At 63.4% G+C, this 16798-nt stretch carries 18 protein-coding genes; 11 read left to right on the top strand and 7 right to left on the bottom strand.

Annotated features, from left to right (window positions below; all coding sequences use genetic code 11):
• Positions 1–261: 261 nt before the first annotated feature.
• Both ACKLLE_RS13170 and aptA read right to left on the bottom strand, forming a co-directional pair.
• Positions 262–1755, bottom strand: a complete 1494-nt coding sequence (locus ACKLLE_RS13170; RefSeq protein ID WP_420058235.1) for a CoA-acylating methylmalonate-semialdehyde dehydrogenase — start codon at positions 1753–1755, stop codon at positions 262–264.
• A gap of 62 nt (positions 1756–1817) precedes the next feature.
• A complete protein-coding gene (gene aptA, locus ACKLLE_RS13165) occupies positions 1818–3164 on the bottom strand; it encodes an omega-aminotransferase AptA (protein ID WP_064304411.1) in 1347 nt (448 codons plus the stop codon).
• Positions 3165–3281: 117 nt separating this feature from the next.
• On the opposite strand from aptA, the gene ACKLLE_RS13160 reads away from it, so the two are divergent.
• From ACKLLE_RS13160 to ACKLLE_RS13150, 3 genes are all read left to right on the top strand, one after another.
• The gene (locus ACKLLE_RS13160; RefSeq protein ID WP_009400832.1) at positions 3282–4199 is read left to right on the top strand and encodes a LysR family transcriptional regulator; all 918 of its coding nucleotides are present in this window, start codon (positions 3282–3284) and stop codon (positions 4197–4199) included.
• A gap of 99 nt (positions 4200–4298) precedes the next feature.
• The gene (locus ACKLLE_RS13155) at positions 4299–4958 is read left to right on the top strand and encodes a TetR/AcrR family transcriptional regulator (protein WP_064304412.1); all 660 of its coding nucleotides are present in this window, start codon (positions 4299–4301) and stop codon (positions 4956–4958) included.
• 10 nt (positions 4959–4968) lie between these two features.
• Positions 4969–5553, top strand: a complete 585-nt coding sequence (locus tag ACKLLE_RS13150) for an IMPACT family protein (RefSeq protein ID WP_420058233.1) — start codon at positions 4969–4971, stop codon at positions 5551–5553.
• Positions 5554–5829: 276 nt separating this feature from the next.
• Here ACKLLE_RS13150 and ACKLLE_RS13145 read toward each other — a convergent pair whose 3' ends face one another.
• Complete coding sequence (locus ACKLLE_RS13145; protein WP_420058232.1) at positions 5830–6255, bottom strand: hypothetical protein; 426 nt, start codon at positions 6253–6255, stop codon at positions 5830–5832.
• Between the two features lie 85 nt (positions 6256–6340).
• On the opposite strand from ACKLLE_RS13145, the gene ACKLLE_RS13140 reads away from it, so the two are divergent.
• The 3 genes from ACKLLE_RS13140 to ACKLLE_RS13130 all read left to right on the top strand — a co-directional run bounded on the left by ACKLLE_RS13140 (position 6341) and on the right by ACKLLE_RS13130 (position 8469).
• Positions 6341–6706, top strand: coding sequence for a MerR family transcriptional regulator (locus tag ACKLLE_RS13140; protein ID WP_420058231.1), 366 nt, complete (start codon positions 6341–6343; stop codon positions 6704–6706).
• A complete protein-coding gene (locus ACKLLE_RS13135) occupies positions 6703–7386 on the top strand; it encodes an SDR family oxidoreductase (protein WP_420058230.1) in 684 nt (227 codons plus the stop codon). The genes ACKLLE_RS13140 and ACKLLE_RS13135 overlap by 4 nt, the downstream gene beginning before the upstream one ends.
• Before the next feature lie 129 nt (positions 7387–7515).
• Complete coding sequence (locus ACKLLE_RS13130) at positions 7516–8469, top strand: adenosine deaminase (RefSeq protein WP_420058229.1); 954 nt, start codon at positions 7516–7518, stop codon at positions 8467–8469.
• Positions 8470–8476: 7 nt separating this feature from the next.
• On the opposite strand, the gene ACKLLE_RS13125 is transcribed toward ACKLLE_RS13130, so the two are convergent.
• Both ACKLLE_RS13125 and ACKLLE_RS13120 read right to left on the bottom strand, forming a co-directional pair.
• Positions 8477–9196: an ArsR/SmtB family transcription factor gene (locus ACKLLE_RS13125; RefSeq protein ID WP_420058228.1), complete on the bottom strand. Its 720-nt coding sequence runs from the start codon at positions 9194–9196 to the stop codon at positions 8477–8479.
• 432 nt (positions 9197–9628) lie between these two features.
• On the bottom strand, positions 9629–10534 hold the full coding sequence (locus ACKLLE_RS13120; RefSeq protein ID WP_420058227.1) for a LysR family transcriptional regulator: 906 nt from the start codon (positions 10532–10534) through the stop codon (positions 9629–9631).
• A 117-nt stretch (positions 10535–10651) separates the two neighbouring features.
• Between ACKLLE_RS13120 and ACKLLE_RS13115 the strand changes: the two genes are divergently transcribed.
• Together ACKLLE_RS13115 and ACKLLE_RS13110 are read left to right on the top strand one after the other, a co-directional pair.
• Positions 10652–11665: a zinc-binding alcohol dehydrogenase family protein gene (locus ACKLLE_RS13115; RefSeq protein ID WP_420058226.1), complete on the top strand. Its 1014-nt coding sequence runs from the start codon at positions 10652–10654 to the stop codon at positions 11663–11665.
• Positions 11666–11776: 111 nt separating this feature from the next.
• Positions 11777–11944 carry a hypothetical protein gene (locus ACKLLE_RS13110; protein WP_009400822.1) on the top strand — a complete coding sequence of 56 codons (168 nt, stop codon included), beginning with the start codon at positions 11777–11779 and terminating at the stop codon, positions 11942–11944.
• Here the strand turns inward: ACKLLE_RS13110 and ACKLLE_RS13105 are convergent.
• Together ACKLLE_RS13105 and ACKLLE_RS13100 are read right to left on the bottom strand one after the other, a co-directional pair.
• Positions 11928–13109 (bottom strand): multidrug effflux MFS transporter, encoded by a 1182-nt coding sequence (locus ACKLLE_RS13105; RefSeq protein WP_420058225.1) that lies wholly within the window; start codon positions 13107–13109, stop codon positions 11928–11930. The genes ACKLLE_RS13110 and ACKLLE_RS13105 overlap by 17 nt on opposite strands.
• Positions 13110–13305: 196 nt before the next feature.
• Positions 13306–13503, bottom strand: a complete 198-nt coding sequence (locus ACKLLE_RS13100; RefSeq protein ID WP_009400819.1) for a heavy-metal-associated domain-containing protein — start codon at positions 13501–13503, stop codon at positions 13306–13308.
• A 146-nt stretch (positions 13504–13649) separates the two neighbouring features.
• On the opposite strand from ACKLLE_RS13100, the gene ACKLLE_RS13095 reads away from it, so the two are divergent.
• The 3 genes from ACKLLE_RS13095 to cueR are packed head-to-tail and all read left to right on the top strand — an operon-like array spanning position 13650 to position 16690.
• Positions 13650–14036, top strand: coding sequence for a hypothetical protein (locus tag ACKLLE_RS13095; protein ID WP_420058224.1), 387 nt, complete (start codon positions 13650–13652; stop codon positions 14034–14036).
• 54 nt (positions 14037–14090) lie between these two features.
• Positions 14091–16295 carry a heavy metal translocating P-type ATPase gene (locus ACKLLE_RS13090; protein ID WP_420058223.1) on the top strand — a complete coding sequence of 735 codons (2205 nt, stop codon included), beginning with the start codon at positions 14091–14093 and terminating at the stop codon, positions 16293–16295.
• Positions 16292–16690 carry a Cu(I)-responsive transcriptional regulator gene (cueR, locus tag ACKLLE_RS13085; protein ID WP_009400815.1) on the top strand — a complete coding sequence of 133 codons (399 nt, stop codon included), beginning with the start codon at positions 16292–16294 and terminating at the stop codon, positions 16688–16690. Before ACKLLE_RS13090 ends, cueR begins: the two co-directional genes overlap by 4 nt.
• The last annotated feature ends 108 nt before the right edge of the window (positions 16691–16798 follow it).

Below are 16798 nucleotides of genomic sequence, written 5' to 3'. Positions count from 1 at the left end.
TTACAACCTGCTGTCAACTGCCTTTTTCAACCGCTTTCGGTGAAGACCGAAGTACTTCCGATACCACCTGAAACTTCTAACTCGTTGAATCTCAAGGAGTTTTCCGTTTCGACTGCGCCGGAAGTGGGGCGAATTATAGAGAGATAAAACCGGGCGTCAAGCACTTGTTGCAACAAAATTGTCATGCCGGTCAAAAGCCCTTAAAACAAAGCGGGAGGCCCAAAGGGCCTCCCGCTTCTTCTATATAGAACAGAGCAGCGCTTAGAGACTCGGGAACGCGAACTGCGAAGCCTCATGGCTGGCACGCTGCGGCCAGCGCTGGGTGATCGCCTTGCGCCGGGTATAGAAGCGCACACCGTCCGGACCGTAGGCATGCAGGTCGCCAAACAACGAACGCTTCCAGCCGCCGAAGCTGTGGTAGGCCACCGGCACCGGCAGCGGCACGTTGACGCCGACCATGCCCACTTCGATCTCGTCGCAGAACAGACGCGCCGCTTCACCGTCACGGGTAAAGATGCAGGTACCGTTACCGTACTCGTGATCGTTGATCAGTTGCATCGCCTCTTCCAGACTGTTGACCCGCACCACGCACAGCACCGGCCCGAAGATCTCTTCCTTATAGATGCGCATCTCCGGGGTGACGCGGTCGAACAGGGTACCGCCAACGAAGTAGCCGTCTTCATGGCCGGCAACACGCAAGCCACGACCATCCACCACCAGCTCGGCGCCAGCCGCCAGGCCGTCGTCGATATACCCCACCACCCTGTCGCGAGCCGCTGCGGTCACCAGCGGGCCCATGTCCAGACCGCAGGAAGTACCGGCACCGATCTTCAGACCCTGGATCTGCGGAACCAGCTTGGCCACCAGCGCATCGGCCACCTGGTCACCCACGCACACCGCCACCGAGATGGCCATGCAACGCTCCCCGCATGAACCGTAGGCAGCGCCCATCAGTGCACTGACCGCATTGTCCAGGTCGGCATCCGGCATCAGCACCGCATGGTTCTTCGCGCCGCCCAGTGCCTGGACGCGCTTGCCGCGCTTGGTTCCTTCGGCATAGATGTACTCGGCGATCGGCGTCGAACCCACGAAGCTCAGGGCCTTCACCTCTGGCGCGTCGATCAGCGCATCCACCGCCTCCTTGTCGCCATGCACCACGTTCAGCACGCCCTTGGGCAGACCGGCCTCGTGCAGCAATTGGGCGATCAGCAGAGTCGAGCTCGGATCGCGCTCGGAAGGCTTGAGGATGAAGCAGTTGCCGCAGGCGATCGCCAGCGGATACATCCACAACGGCACCATGGCCGGGAAATTGAACGGGGTGATACCGGCCACCACGCCCAGCGGCTGGAAATCGGACCAGGCATCGATGTTGGGACCGACGTTGCGGCTGTACTCGCCTTTCAGTACTTCAGGCGCGGCACAGGCGAACTCGACGTTCTCGATACCACGCTTGAGTTCACCGGCAGCGTCTTCCAGGGTCTTGCCGTGTTCTTCGCTGATCAGTTGGGAAATACGCGCCTCGTTCTGCTCCAGCAGTTGCTTGAAACGGAACATCACCTGCGCACGCTTGGCCGGCGGGGTGTTGCGCCAGGCCGGGAACGCGGCCTTGGCTGCATCGATGGCCTGCTGCACGGTAGCGCGACTGGCCAGTGCCACCTTGTGGATCGCCTGGCCGGTAGACGGGTTGAAGACATCGGCGCTGCGCTCGCTCGGGGAAACCAGTTCGCCATTGATCAGGTGTGCAACGGTGCTCATGCAATAACTCCAGTAATCAGGTTCGGGCGAGCCAGACGGCCCGCCCCGGAAAGAGAAAGAGATCAGTCGATGGCATTCAGCGCTTCGCCCACCGCGTCGAACAGGCGGTCCAGCTCCTGTGGCCTGGTGTTGAAGGTCGGGCCGAACTGCAGGGTGTCGCCGCCGTAGCGGACATAGAAACCGGCTTGCCACAGCTTCATCGCCGCTTCGTATGGACGGACGATCGCATCACCATCACGCGCGGCAATCTGGATCGCGCCAGCAAGACCATAGTTGCGGATATCAATGACGTTCCTGGTGCCCTTGATGCCGTGCAGCGCGCTCTCGAAATGCGGCGCCAGTTCCGCGGCGGACTGCACCAGGTTTTCCTTCTGCAACAGATCGAGTGCAGCGATGCCGGCCGCGCAGGCCACCGGGTGCGCCGAGTAGGTGTAGCCGTGGGGGAATTCCACAGCGTACTCGGGAGTCGGCTGGTTCATGAAGGTCTGGTAGATCTCGCTGCTGGCGATCACCGCGCCCATCGGGATGGCACCGTTGGTGACCTGCTTGGCGATGCACATCAGGTCAGGGGTCACGCCGAAAGCGTCGGCACCGAACATCGCGCCCATGCGGCCGAAACCGGTGATGACCTCGTCGAAGATCAGCAGGATATTGTGCTGGTCGCAGATTTCCCGCAGGCGTTTCAGATAGCCCTTGGGCGGTGGCAGTACGCCGGCGGAACCGGCCAGCGGCTCGACGATCAACGCTGCGATGTTCGAAGCATCGTGCAGTTCGATCAGCTTGAGCATTTCATCGGCCAGGGCGATCCCGCCCTCTTCCGGCATGCCCCTGGTGAACGCATTGCCCGGCAATACGGTATGCGGGATGTGGTCCACGTCCAGCAACTGGCCAAACAGTTTGCGGTTGCCGTTTACGCCGCCCAGGCTGGTACCGGCGATGTTCACCCCATGGTAGCCACGAGCGCGACCGATCAGCTTGGTCTTGGTGGCCTGGCCTTTCAGCCGCCAGTAGGCACGCACCATCTTCACCGCAGTGTCACAGCACTCGGAACCGGAGTTGGTATAGAAGACGTGGTTCAGATTGCCCGGGGTCAGCTCGGTGATCTTCTCAGCCAACTGGAAAGACAGCGGATGACCGAACTGGAACGCCGGCGAATAGTCCAGTACGCCCAATTGGCGAGCGACGGCTTCCTGGATTTCCTTGCGGGTATGGCCTGCGCCGCAGGTCCACAGGCCGGACAAGGCGTCGAAAACCTTGCGGCCCTTATCGTCGACCAGGTGATTGCCTTCGGCGGCGACGATCAGGCGCGGATCACGCTGGAAGTTGCGGTTGGCGGTGTAGGGCATCCAGTGCGCATCCAGCTTCAGCTGGCTGGCCAGACCGACAGGAGCGTTTTCAGGCAGATTCATCGACAGGACCTCGCGAGGCAGGTTGAACAGCGTTCGGTGTATTGCCGATAACTTGTCACGCCTATAAAGTCTGGAAAACTCTACTTTTCCAATCTTTGGATTACCGGTCACTAAACTATGAGCCGTCGTCCCGAACCGCTTTCCCAGGTCAGCGATTTCGATATCCGCCTGCTGAAGATTTTCCGCAGCGTGGTCGAGTGTGGCGGCTTCTCGGCAGCGGAAAACGTCCTGGGCATCGGCCGCTCGGCAATCAGCCAGCAGATGGGCGACCTCGAACAGCGCCTCGGCCTGCGCCTGTGCCAGCGCGGGCGCGCCGGTTTCTCCCTGACCGAAGAAGGCCGCGAGGTCTACCAGTCGGCCCTGCAGTTGCTCAGCGCGCTGGAAAGCTTCCGCACCGAGGTCAACGGCCTGCACCAGCATCTGCGCGGCGAGCTGAACATCGGCCTGACCGACAACCTGGTGACCATGCCCCACATGCGCATTACTCACGCCCTGGCCCAGCTCAAGGACCGCGGCCCCGATGTGCGCATTCGTATCCGCATGATTCCGCCCAGCCAGGTGGAACAGGGCGTGCTCGACGGTAGCCTGCATGTTGGCGTGGTCCCACAGGCCAGTCCGCTGTCGGGCCTGGAGTACCAACCGCTGTACAGCGAACGCTCGCTGCTCTATTGCGCCGTCGGCCATCCACTGTTCTACGTGGACGACCGGCAACTGGAAGACCAGCGCCTCAATGCCCAGGATGCGATCGCCCCGACCTATCGCCTGCCTGCGGACATCCAGGCGCTGCATCAGGCGCTGAACTGCACGGCCAGTGCCTCGGACCGCGAGGGCATCGCCTTCCTCATCCTCACTGGACGCTACATCGGCTATTTGCCGGATCACTACGCCACCTTCTGGGTCCAGCAGGGACGGTTGCGCGCGCTCAAGCCTGGCGAGCGCTTCTACGACCTGTCGCTGGCCTGGGTCACACGCAAGGGGCGACGTCCCCATCTGGTCCTGGAAAGCTTCCTCGAGAGCCTGGCTGCGACACGTTAGGAGCCAATTGCGATATTCTCGCGTCTTCGCGCTTGCCCACCCGCCGTGCCTGGGGTATCAACGCATGTGCCTTAATTTCCTTGCTTGCCGGAATTGCCCATGACCCTTGAAGTGCCCGCCCACCGCACCCTCGCCGCCAAGCCCGCCGGGCGTATCCGCCAGAAGAACGAGCAGGCCATCATCCAGGCCGCCGAAGATGAATTCGCCCGCCACGGCTTCAAGGGCACCAGCATGAACACCATCGCCCTCAAGGCCGGGCTGCCCAAGGCCAACCTGCATTACTACTTCACCAACAAGCTGGGCCTGTATATCGCTGTCCTGAGCAACATCATCGAGTTGTGGGACAGCACCTTCAACGCCCTCAGTGTCGAGGACGACCCGGCCGAAGCGCTCGCCCGCTACATCCGTGCGAAAATGGAATTCTCCCGACGCAACCCCCAGGCGTCGCGGATCTTCGCCATGGAAATCATCAGTGGCGGCAACTGCCTGACCGACTACTTCAGCCAGGACTACCGTGAATGGTTCAAAGGCCGGGCAGCGGTATTCCAGGCCTGGATCGACGCCGGCAAGATGGACAAGGTCGATCCCGTGCACCTGATCTTCCTGCTGTGGAGCAGCACCCAGCACTACGCCGACTTCGCCACGCAGATCTGCCAAGTCACTGGCCGTAGCCGCCTGACCAAGCAGGACATGGAAGAGGCCGGCGACAATCTTATCCACATCATTCTCAAAGGCTGTGGCCTGACTCCGCCGAACTGAACACCCGCTTATGCCTTCTACGCTGCTGGAAACCTGCGAATACCGCGAAGAAATTCGCAAGAGCCGTTTCATAACCCTCGCGGCCCACATCGACACGCCCGCCGACGCCCAGGCCTTTCTCGAACGACACAGCGACCTGGCCGCCACCCACAACTGCTGGGCCTGGAAGATAGGCGCCCAGTACCGCAGCAGCGACGATGGCGAACCCGGCGGTACGGCCGGTCGACCGATCCTGGCGGCAATCGAGGCGCAGGATTGCGATCAGGTGGTGGTGCTGGTGATCCGCTGGTACGGCGGCATCCAGTTGGGCACCGGCGGCCTCGCCCGAGCCTACGGCGGGGGCGCCAACAAGTGCCTGCAACAGGCGCCGAAACGCCTGTTGATAAGTCGAACCGAACTGAAATGCAGTTGCTCGTTCAGCGAGCTGGCTCTGCTCAAGCTACGGATCGCCGAAGCCGACGGCGTGATCCTCGATGAAGCCTTCACCGCGAATGGCGTCGATGTGCAACTGGCCCTTGGTGCCGAACACATCGACAACGTGCAACGCCAACTGGCCGATCTCAGCCGGGGACGCATCCTGCTCGAACGCTGCTGAACACTTGCTCACACCTACTGTGGGCCCGCCTGTGGATAACCTCTGGGCAGGCCGCTGCAAGCCTTCTGCCACAAGGCTTGCAGCGCAACGATCATATTTTGATCAACATTTGATGACAGGCGCTTATTCGTCGAACAATCAGCCGCTTAACCTGGCTTATCGCGTTTCGAAGCGCATGAATCTGCACTTATACCCAGCCAAGCGGCTTGCCCACAGATACTGTGGAGCAAGCTGTGGATAAACCGTGCACGCCTGCGCCACGCGCTTGCCTGGCCGTCATGCGAGAGAATTGATCATTTTTTGTTCGGCCTTGTTCACTGGCAACAGTTGCAGGATGCCCCAGATCACTTCCAGTACCAGGAAGCCCCAAAGCAGTTGCGTGGCCCCGTGCATCAACGCGTACCCCTGCCAGGTGGCAAACAGCAAACGCCCGACCGCGTCGTAGCGGCCGAATTGCTGTTGTGGATCGCGGATACGCAGGACCGACCAGACGCAAACGATCGACCCCATCAGGTTGCCCATCAGCATGTGCAAGGGCGAGAACTCGGGCAGGTCGCCAGCCAGCCCCAGGAAGGCACTGACCTCGCCCAGCAGCCCGTGCAACAACATGAAGCTCCAGGGGGTGACGAACGCTGCTGCAACCAGCAAGTCATACCAGCCACTGGCCCTGACCAAACCACGATAACCGCTCTGGCTCCACATATACCGCTCCTTGTTGGAAAGTGAGAGCGGCAGGCTAAAGCCTGGAGTATGCTCCAAGGTCAACCCCTCTCCACAGGAATTGATCGTGCGTATCGGAGAACTGGCGCAAACCTGCAGCGTCAGCCGCGACACCCTGCGGTTCTATGAAGAACGCGGCCTCATCCGCTCCAACCGCAGCGCCAACGGCTATCGTGATTACCCGGTGGAAACCGTGCAGTTGGTGCTGCTGATCAAGACCGCGCAAAAACTCGGTTTCAGCCTCGGCGAAATCAGCCACAACGTCGCCGAGCTGTGGCAGGCCGCGGACCCCGAAGCGCTGATAACGCGCTTTATCCACAACAAGCTGGAACTGGTCGAGGCGCGTATTGATGCCCTCGTCGAGCTGCGCCAGGCGCTCAGGCAGCGCCTGGAAGAACGCTGCCCCCTCACATTGAAAGGAGCCCTCGCATGACTGTGAAAACCGCCCTGATCATCGGCGCCTCCCGCGGCCTTGGCCTCGGCCTGGTGGAACGCCTGAGCGAAGACGGCTGGCAGGTGGTCGCCACCGTGCGCGATATCGCCAAGGCCACTGCGCTAAAGACGCTACCGAACGTCCAGGTGCTTACCCTGGAAATGAACAGCTCCGAGCAGCTGGATGCCCTGAAGCAACAGCTTGCAGGCCAGACCTTCGACCTGTTGTTCATCAATGCCGGGGTAAAGGGCCCGGACAACCAGAATGCCGAGGCCGTACAACTGGCCGAAATCGGCGAGCTGTTCATGACCAACAGCGTGGCGCCGATCCGTGTCGCCCAGCGCTTCGCCGGACAGTTGCGCCAGGACGGCGGTGTGATTGCCTTCATGAGTTCGGTGCTGGGCAGCATCGCCATTCTTGATGCTCCGGAACTGGCGCTGTACAAGGCCAGCAAGGCAGCCCTCAATTCGATGATCAACAGTTTCGTGGTCCGCCTCGGCGATACCCGCCTGAGCGTCCTGGCGATGCACCCGGGCTGGGTCAAGACCGACATGGGCGGCGACGGCGCGGATATCGACGTTGCCACCAGCACCCGCGGCATGCTCGAACAGGTCAAGGCGCACAGTGGCAAGCCCGGCGTGCATTACGTCAACTACCGGGGCGAAGCCCTGACCTGGTGATGTTCCCTGCCTGAACGACCGGTGCCTAAGAACATGGCGCCTGCATAGTCAACCTGTCGGTCAGGTTTCACCGCACCGGTCTGGCAACCTCTGTAGAATGCGCCGATTGCACCTGATGAGATTCCTCCCATGTACGACTGGCTTAACGCGCTGCCCAAGGCAGAACTGCACCTTCATCTGGAAGGTTCGCTGGAGCCCGAGCTGCTGTTCGCCCTGGCTGAACGCAACAGGATCGCCCTGCCCTGGAATGATGTCGAAACCCTGCGCGCGGCCTATGCCTTCAACAACCTGCAGGAATTCCTCGACCTGTATTACCAGGGTGCGGACGTCCTGCGCACCGAGCAGGATTTCTACGACCTGACCTGGGCCTACCTGCAACGCTGCAAGGCGCAGAACGTCGTTCACACCGAACCCTTCTTCGATCCACAGACCCATACCGACCGTGGCATCCCCTTCGAAGTGGTGCTCGACGGCATCACCCTCGCCCTGAAGGATGGCCGTGAACAGTTGGGTATCGAAAGCGGCCTGATCCTCAGCTTCCTGCGCCACCTCAGCGAAGAAGAAGCGCACAAGACCCTCGACCAGGCCCTGCCCTTCCGTGACGCCTTCGTCGCAGTCGGCCTCGACAGCTCGGAAATGGGACACCCGCCGAGCAAGTTCCAGCGTGTCTTCGACCGCGCCCGCAGCGAAGGCTTCCTGACCGTCGCCCACGCCGGCGAGGAAGGCCCGCCCGAGTACATCTGGGAAGCCCTCGACCTGCTGAAGATCCAGCGCATCGACCACGGCGTGCGTGCCATCGAGGACGAACGCCTGATGCAGCGCATCATCGACGAGCAGATCCCGCTGACGGTGTGCCCGCTGTCCAACACCAAGCTGTGCGTGTTCGACCACATGAGCCAGCACAACATCCTCGACATGCTCGAGCGCGGCGTGAAGGTCACGGTGAACTCGGACGACCCGGCCTATTTCGGCGGTTATGTCACCGAGAACTTCCACGCCCTGCACACCCATCTGGGCATGACCGAAGACCAGGCCCGCCGTTTGGCACAGAACAGCCTGGACGCCCGCCTGGTCAGGGCCTGAGGCACCTTCACCCCATCCGTAGGGGAAGCGGCATCCGGGCGATCTGCTGGATGCCGCGCAAGCCCGCCGCGGTCACCTGGGCGGCCCGGGTTTCGTCGGTGATTCGCACCCACCCGGATTGCACGAACAGCTTGAGCACACTGCTGCCCAAGGCGCCCCCCAGGTGCGGACGGCGCTGGTCGACTTCGCTGCAGCAACTGCACAAGCTGCACAGGCGGCCATCGCGCTGCGCCAGGGCATCGATGAAAATGCCCTGGCTGGCGAACTCCTCGCGCCCGGTCAGGGTGATGTCCAGTTGCTGCTCGGTCTGCTGCAGCCATTGCGCGTCCAGCAGGCGCTGGAGCAGGTCGGCCGCCACTTCTCCGCCCAGATGATCGCGACACAGGCGCGCCTTGCGCATGGCCTGCGGCACGCTTATGGCGGGCTGCCTGGTCAGCGGCGTCTCGTGCTCGCGGATGGTCACACTGGCAAGGGCCTCCACGGCCGTACCGATTTCCGGGGCCGCCAGGCGGAAGTAGCGCTTGCGCCCGCGGGCCTCGCGCTTGAGCAGCCCGCAGGCCGACAGCCGGGCCAGGTGGGCGCAGGCCGAAGACGGTGTCAGCCCGGCCAGCATGGCCAGTTCCTCCGACGGGCGTGCCATTCCATCGATCAGCGCCCAGAGCATGGCACTGCGTTTCGGGTCGGCCATCAAACTGGCGACCTGGCTGATACTGGCTATCGGTTGCATGTCTCCACTCCCTGCGTAGTTTCATTGATGAATAAAGTTTTCCTCATATCCAGGCCGGACCAAAGTTGGCCGGCAATTCCAGGTATGCGTCGGGTCGAACAGCGCATCCGGCGCTGTTTCAGCCTGGGAAACTTTATCTTGATGGCGGCAATTGCCCGGCCCAGTATAAGCATGCTCCCCGCGATAATCGTCGCCGTTTTGCGAGCGATCACCCAAGGTTTGCCTGGCCTTACAAAGTTTGGACACTGACTTTCGTGGCAGCCCGGCCCCTGCGAAATCCCGGCAGATGCCCATGAATGACTGGATGCATCGACACGCTGAATATCCGTCTTCAAGTTCGCTCAGGTAATACGCCTACATTGAAAGTAATAATGCCTTTTAAGCAAATGCGCAGGGGATGTAAGACCTTGCCAATAATCAAACACGCCGCGTTTAAAGTTCATCGAGAACTGTACGACAACGCGCCTTGAGCAAGTCACCCAGGAGTTGTACCGGCTTGCCCAGTTGAGCGCGGTGGGTACACAACAGGTTTAGTGGTGCAGCCTCGCCCCGGTAATGGCCGAGCAGCACCCGCAAGCGCCCGGCACGCACGTCGGCGGCGACATCGAGCCAGGATTTATAGGCGATCCCCGCTCCTGCCACAGCCCAGCGCCGGACGACATCGGCGTCGTCGCAGAAGCGATCGCCACTGACCAGCACGTCCTCTTCCCGCCCATCCAGGTAAAAGCGCCAATGGTCATGCACACCACTGCCCAGGCGGTACAGCAGGCAATTGTGCTCTGTCAGCTGGGCCACGCTAAACGGCTCGCCATGCCGAGCCAGGTAGTCCGGCGACGCACAGAGCACTCGACGGTTGTCCGGACACAGCGGTACCGCCACCAGGCTGGAATCCTCGGGCGCACCATAGCGCAGGGCGATATCCACGGGCTGGCGGAACAGATCGGCATTTCGGTCGCCCAGCAGTAGACGCACATTGAGCAGCGGGTGCTCGCGCTGCAGTTCGTCGAGCCAGGGCAGCAGCACATTGCGACCGAAGTCGGACGGCGCCGACAGCTGCAACACGCCACTGATTTCGTCACGCTCCCGGGCCAGCAGGCGCCGCCCTTCATCGAGGCTGGTCAAGGCCGCGCGGGCATGGGCAAGAAAGCCCTCGCCCTCGGCGGTCAGGCGCAGGCTGCGGGTGGAGCGTGCCAGCAGACGCGCGCCGAGCTGCGCCTCCAGGCGCTTGAGCGCCGCACTGGCCACCGCTGGCGAAAGGTCGAGCAGGCGTGCCGCCGCCGAGAGGCTGCCGTGCTCCGCTGCACGGACGAAAAGCTGCAGATCATCGAAACGCAACATATGTACCGCCTTTATTTTCAAAATTATTTTGAAAGTTTCTGCGGTTTTAGCGGCTTTTAACCAGAAACGAAAGGATCAATGATGGCGCTCATCCACTTCTCAACGAGGAATCCCCCGATGAAAGCCATTGCCTACTACCAGTCGCTGCCGATCGAAGACGCCGCCGCCCTGCAGGACATCGAACTGCCCGCTCCGCAACCGGGCCCACGCGACCTGCTGGTGGAGGTCCGGGCGATCTCGGTCAACCCGGTGGACACCAAGGTCCGCCGCAACGTCCAGCCGGAAAACGGCGCGGCCAAGGTGCTGGGCTGGGACGTAGCCGGCGTGGTCAAGGCCGTGGGTAGCGAAGTCAGCCTGTTCCAGCCGGGCGATAAAGTTTATTACGCCGGTTCCATCGCCCGCGCCGGCGGCAACAGCGAGTTGCATGTGGTGGACGAGCGCATCGTCGGCCATATGCCGAAAACCCTGGGCTTCGCCGAGGCCGCGGCACTGCCGCTGACCGCCATCACCGCCTGGGAACTGCTGTTCGAACGCCTGCAGCTCGCCGAAGGCAAGGAAGACCTGGGCCAGAGCCTGCTGATCGTTGGCGCCGCCGGCGGCGTCGGCTCGATCCTGACCCAACTGGCCAGCCAGCTCACCGGTCTGCGCGTGATAGGAACCGCGTCGCGTCCGGAAACCCAGGAGTGGGCCCGCGAACTGGGCGCCGACCTGGTGGTGGACCACCGCCAGCCACTGGCCGAGGCCCTGCGCAGCGCAGGGGTGCAGCACGTCACCCACGTCGCCAGCCTGACCCAGACCGACCAGCACCTCGATCAACTGGTCGAGGCCCTCGCTCCGCAAGGCAAGCTGGCGCTGATCGACGATCCGCAACAGCTCGACGTGGCCAAGCTCAAGCGCAAGAGCCTGTCGTTGCATTGGGAGTTCATGTACACCCGCTCGCTGTTCGAAACCCCGGACATGCTGGAGCAGCACAAGCTGCTGGAGCGGGTCGCCGAGCTGATCGATGCGGGCACCCTGAAGACCACCCTGGGCGAGCACTTCGGCACCATCAACGCAGAGAACCTGCGTCGTGCCCACCAGTTGCTGGAAAGCGGGGCGGCCAAGGGCAAGATCGTACTCGAAGGCTTCTGACCACCCGACGCATGGCATGACCGCCAGTCCGCGATTTGCTCCAGGTCATGCCGCAGCCGGGAAACTCGCGCCTACAATCCAGCGACCTTTGCCAACCGGAGGTGTGCCGCGATGAAAGTAGTGCTCGAGGCAACAGGCAAGAAACCGGACCGCCCCTGGCAGGTCCGGCTTGACCAGCATGTCGTGGGTTTTCGCAGCGAGGCCGAGGCCCGGGCCTTCATCGATACCTTGCAGGCGCGGATCCGCGCACCGCACCCCTTGTTCAGGCAGGCCGGCTGAGCGGGAGGCGACGGGTCAGCGTCGCCGCCGTGACTGCCGCCGCCCCGCACAGGGTAATGACGATGGCCATGGGCATCGCGCTGCCGTCGTGCAAAATCCCCACCAGGGCCGCTGCGCCCGCAGCGACGCTGAACTGCAGGCATCCCAGCAATGCCGAGGCACTTCCGGCCCTCGCGCCCTGCCCGTTCATGGCGCAGGCCGAGGCATTGGGGATGATGCCGCCGAGGCTGGCAATGCACACGAACAGCGGAATCAGCAGCGGCCACAATGCTTCGGTATGCAGCGCACTGATGCCCAGCAGCACCAATCCTGCCGCCAGGTACAACCACACCATCCGCGCCAGCAGCACGGCCGGGCCACGCTTGGCAAGCAGGCGCGCGTTGATCTGCGCCACCAGGATGAAGCCAGCCGCATTGGCGCCGAACAGCCAGCCATAATGCTCGGCCGGTACCCCGTAGAGCTTGATGAAGACGAACGGCGAGCCGGCGATATAGGCGAACATTCCGGCCATGGAGATGCCGCCGGTAATGGCATGGCCGAGGAAGCGCCGATCCTTCAGCAGGCGCCAGTATTGGCCCAGTGCACCGGACAGCGGCGGGCGCGGCTGGTTGGCCGGCAGGCTTTCCGGCAGGCCGAGGGCCACGGCCAGAGTGCATAGGGCGCTGAACAGGGTCAGGGCGATGAAGATCGACTGCCAGCCATACAGGTTGACCAGCAGCCCGCCCAGCATCGGCGCGAGGATCGGTGCCAGGCCCATCACCAGCATCAACTGCGAGAAGACCTTGGCCGAGCCCACCGCATCGCATTTGTCGCTGACGATGGCACGGGACAGGACCATTCCGGCGCAACCGCCAAGGGCCTGGACGAAGCGGGCGATGACCAGGGCATCAAGGGTGGGAGCGTAGGCGCAGGCCAGGGAAGCGGCGGTGAACAGCACCACCCCGCCAAGCAGCGGAATGCGCCGGCCGAAGCGGTCGGCGATTGGCCCGTAGGCGAGCTGGCCGATGGACAGGCCGAGGAAATACGCGGCCAGGGTGCTCTGGATGTGTTTCTCGTCGGTGCCGAAGGCCAGTGCCATGGCCGGGAAGCCGGGCAGATAGAAGTCGATCGCCAACGGCCCGAACGCACTGAGGGCGCCGAGGATCAGGATGGTACGCAGGTTCATGGGAATCCGTAGCTAGCTAAGCAAGTTGGCTAGTCTACCGGGGCTCCAAGGGAAAGAGGTGAAAATTCGAAAGGCTGATCGCGCACCTTGTGGGAGCGGGTTCATCGGAGCGCCGAACCGCCGCGATTGCAGTAGTGAATCCACCGATGTCATCGCGGGTGAACCCGCTCCCACAGGGTATGTGATCGCTCGCGGATCAGATCACCCGGGCCTCATACCCCTCGTCGCGGATCAGTTCGAGAATCTGCTCCGCTGGCAATTCGCTTTTCACCGAGACCTGCTTCTGTGCCAGATCCACCTTGACCTCCGCCGCCGCGTCCTCGCGCTGCACCGCGTTGGTCACGGCCTTGACGCAGTGACCACAGGTCATTCCTTCCACGTTGAATACTTGCATCGTCGTGACTCCTGGTTGGGTTTGTCCGCAGTCTCAAGCTTGCCACCGGGGCAAGGTCAAGTTTGCCGTGATGCTGCCGGGCTGGAAATCCTTGCCCGGGTCGGCCAAGCTGCGTGCTTGTCGATTTATCAGCAGGAGTTTCAGCCATGGGCAAGGCAGCACTCGGCCTTCTCGCTCTGCTCGGATGGTCCGGCCAGGTTCCCCTGGCCAGCGCCGCAGCGCCCACCGATTACAGCGTGATGATCATTTCCCGCGAACGCCTGGAGGTCGCCACGTCCTGCGAGATCGGGATCTACCTCAACGACCAGCTCACCGGTCGGCTGTTCCAGGAAGAGTCCACCTCCTTCAACCTGCCGCCGGGCGATGTGGAAGTGCGCCTGCGCCTGTTACCGGGCCAGGCCCCGGGTTGCAACAACGGCGTCGAGAATCAGAGGTCCCAGCGCTTCACCCTCAAGGCCGGGCAAGTCGTCAAGTACCGCATAGCAACGAGCCAAACCGGCCTTTACCTGAAACAGGCCGCCCTGGGCTATTGACCTTGCCAGCATGGCAAGGTTGATGCTGGAGGCCAGTCCACGGAGGAGAGCCCCATGCCCGAGTCAATCACCTTCGACCTGCCGATCGGCGGTATGACCTGTGCCAGTTGCGCCGGTCGGGTCGAACGCGCGCTGAAGAAGGTCCCCGGTGTGCAGTCGGTGAGCGTCAACCTCGCCAACGAACGCGCCCATATCGAAACCGCCCCAGGTCTGGAAAGCAGCACGCTGATCGCCGCCGTCGAACGCGCCGGCTACAGCGCCAGCCTTGAGCAAAGCGAAACAGCCAGCCGTGACGACAGCGAACGACGCCTGCGCAACGAGCGTTGGGCGGTGGCCCTGGCCGTCCTGCTGGCGCTGCCGCTGGTACTGCCGATGCTCCTGCAGCCCTTTGGTATCAGCTGGATGCTCCCGGCCTGGGCGCAGTTCGCCCTGGCCACGCCGGTGCAATTCATCCTCGGTGCGCGCTTTTACGTCGCGGCCTGGAAAGCCGTACGCGCCGGGGCCGGCAACATGGACCTGCTGGTCGCACTGGGCACCAGCGCCGGCTATGGCCTGAGCCTGTACGAATGGTCCCGGGCCATGCCGGGAATGATGCCGCACCTGTATTTCGAAGCGTCCGCGGTGGTGATCGCCCTGGTCCTGCTGGGCAAGTACCTGGAAAGCCGTGCCAAGCGCCAGACCGCCAGCGCCATCCGCGCCCTCGAGGCGCTGCGCCCGGAGCGGGCCGTGCAGGTAGTGGACGGCGTCGAGCGCGACGTGCCGATCAGCGTCCTGCGCCTGGACGACCTGGTGCTGGTCAAGCCCGGCGAGCGTTTCCCGGTGGACGGCGAAGTGGTCGAAGGCCAGAGCCATGCCGACGAAGCCCTGATCAGCGGCGAGAGCCTGCCGGTGCCGAAACGGCCCGGCGATCGCGTCACCGGCGGCGCGATCAACGGCGAAGGCCGGTTGCTGGTGCGCACCCTGGCACTGGGCACGGAAACCGTGCTCGCACGGATCATCCGCCTGGTGGAAGACGCCCAGGCGGCCAAGGCGCCGATCCAGAAGCTGGTGGACCGAGTCAGCCAGGTGTTCGTCCCGGCGGTGCTGGTCCTGGCCCTGGTCACCCTGGTCGGCTGGTGGCTGGCCGGTGCCCCGCTGGAAGTGGCGCTGATCAATGCCGTCGCCGTGCTGGTCATCGCCTGCCCCTGCGCCCTGGGCCTGGCCACGCCGACGGCGATCATGGCCGGCACCGGGGTCGCCGCGCGCCACGGCATCCTGATCAAGGACGCCGAAGCCCTGGAACGGGCCCATGCGGTCAACCGCGTGGTATTCGACAAGACCGGCACCCTGACCTCCGGCAGCCCGCGCATCGTCCATCAACACTCGATGGACGGTGACGACGCCCGCCTGCTGCAACTGGCCGGGGCCTTGCAACGTGGCAGCGAACACCCGCTGGCGAAAGCCGTGCTGGACGCCTGCGCCGAACGGAACCTGAACGTCCCTGATATCCGTGATAGCCAGTCCCTCACCGGTCGCGGCATCGCCGGCACGCTCGACGGACGTGCCCTGGCCCTGGGCAACCGCCGCCTGCTCGACGAAAGCGGCCTGCAACCCGGCGCGCTGGCGGACCACGCCAAGGCCTGGGAAGCCGAAGGCCGCACCCTCTCCTGGCTGATCGAGACCGCCCCGCAGCCCCGGGTACTGGGCCTGTTCGCCTTTGGCGACAGCCTCAAGCCGGGCGCGGAGCAAGCGGTCAGGCAACTGGCGCAAACCAACATCACCAGCCACCTGCTGACCGGCGACAACCGTGGCAGCGCCAGCGTGGTCGCCAGGGCCCTGGGCATCGACGACGTGCACGCCGAGGTGCTGCCGGCGGACAAGGCCGCGCATGTGGCGTCATTGAAAGCGTCCGGTGTAGTGGCCATGGTCGGCGACGGTATCAACGACGCCCCGGCCCTGGCCGCCGCCGATATCGGTATCGCCATGGGCGGCGGTACCGACGTGGCCATGCAGGCGGCCGGTATCACCCTGATGCGCGGCGATCCGCGCCTGGTCCCGGCGGCCCTGGAAATCAGCCGCAAGACCTACGCAAAGATCCGCCAGAACCTGTTCTGGGCCTTTATCTACAACCTGATCGGCATCCCCCTGGCCGCCTTCGGCCTGCTCAACCCGGTGCTGGCCGGCGCGGCCATGGCCCTGTCCAGCGTCAGCGTGGTGAGCAACGCCCTGCTGCTGAAAACCTGGAAACCTGAAACACCGGCGGAGGAACACAAGGCATGAACATCGGTCAGGCAGCCAGGCGCACCGGCCTGAGCGCAAAGATGATCCGCTACTACGAGTCGATCGGCCTGCTCAAGCCCGCCGCACGCAGCGACAGTGGCTATCGCCTGTACAGCCAGGACGACCTGCACAGCCTGACCTTCATCAAGCGCTCGCGGGACCTGGGGTTCTCGTTGGAGGAAGTGGCGAAGCTGCTGACCCTGTGGCAGGACCGCCAACGTGCCAGCGCCGATGTAAAGGCCCTGGCCAGCGAGCATATCGCCGACCTGAACCGGCGCATCGAGGAACTGGTGAGCCTGCGTGACACCCTGAGCGAACTGGTCGCCCACTGCCACGGCGACGACCGCCCCGACTGCCCGATCCTCAAGGACCTGGCAGCCGGTTGTTGTCACTGAATACTGGACTCCAGTGCGCCGCGGATACTGTGGGAGCGGGTTCACCCGCGATTACGATGGTGGGTTCACTTGAGTCATCGCGGGTGAACGCGCTCCCACAAGGTCCTT

The organism is Pseudomonas bharatica, from assembly GCF_048586865.1.
Taxonomy (GTDB): Bacteria; Pseudomonadota; Gammaproteobacteria; order Pseudomonadales; family Pseudomonadaceae; genus Aquipseudomonas; species Aquipseudomonas bharatica.
The sequence above is the reverse complement of the archived record's forward strand: the minus strand, read 5'-3'. Positions and strand labels throughout refer to the sequence as shown.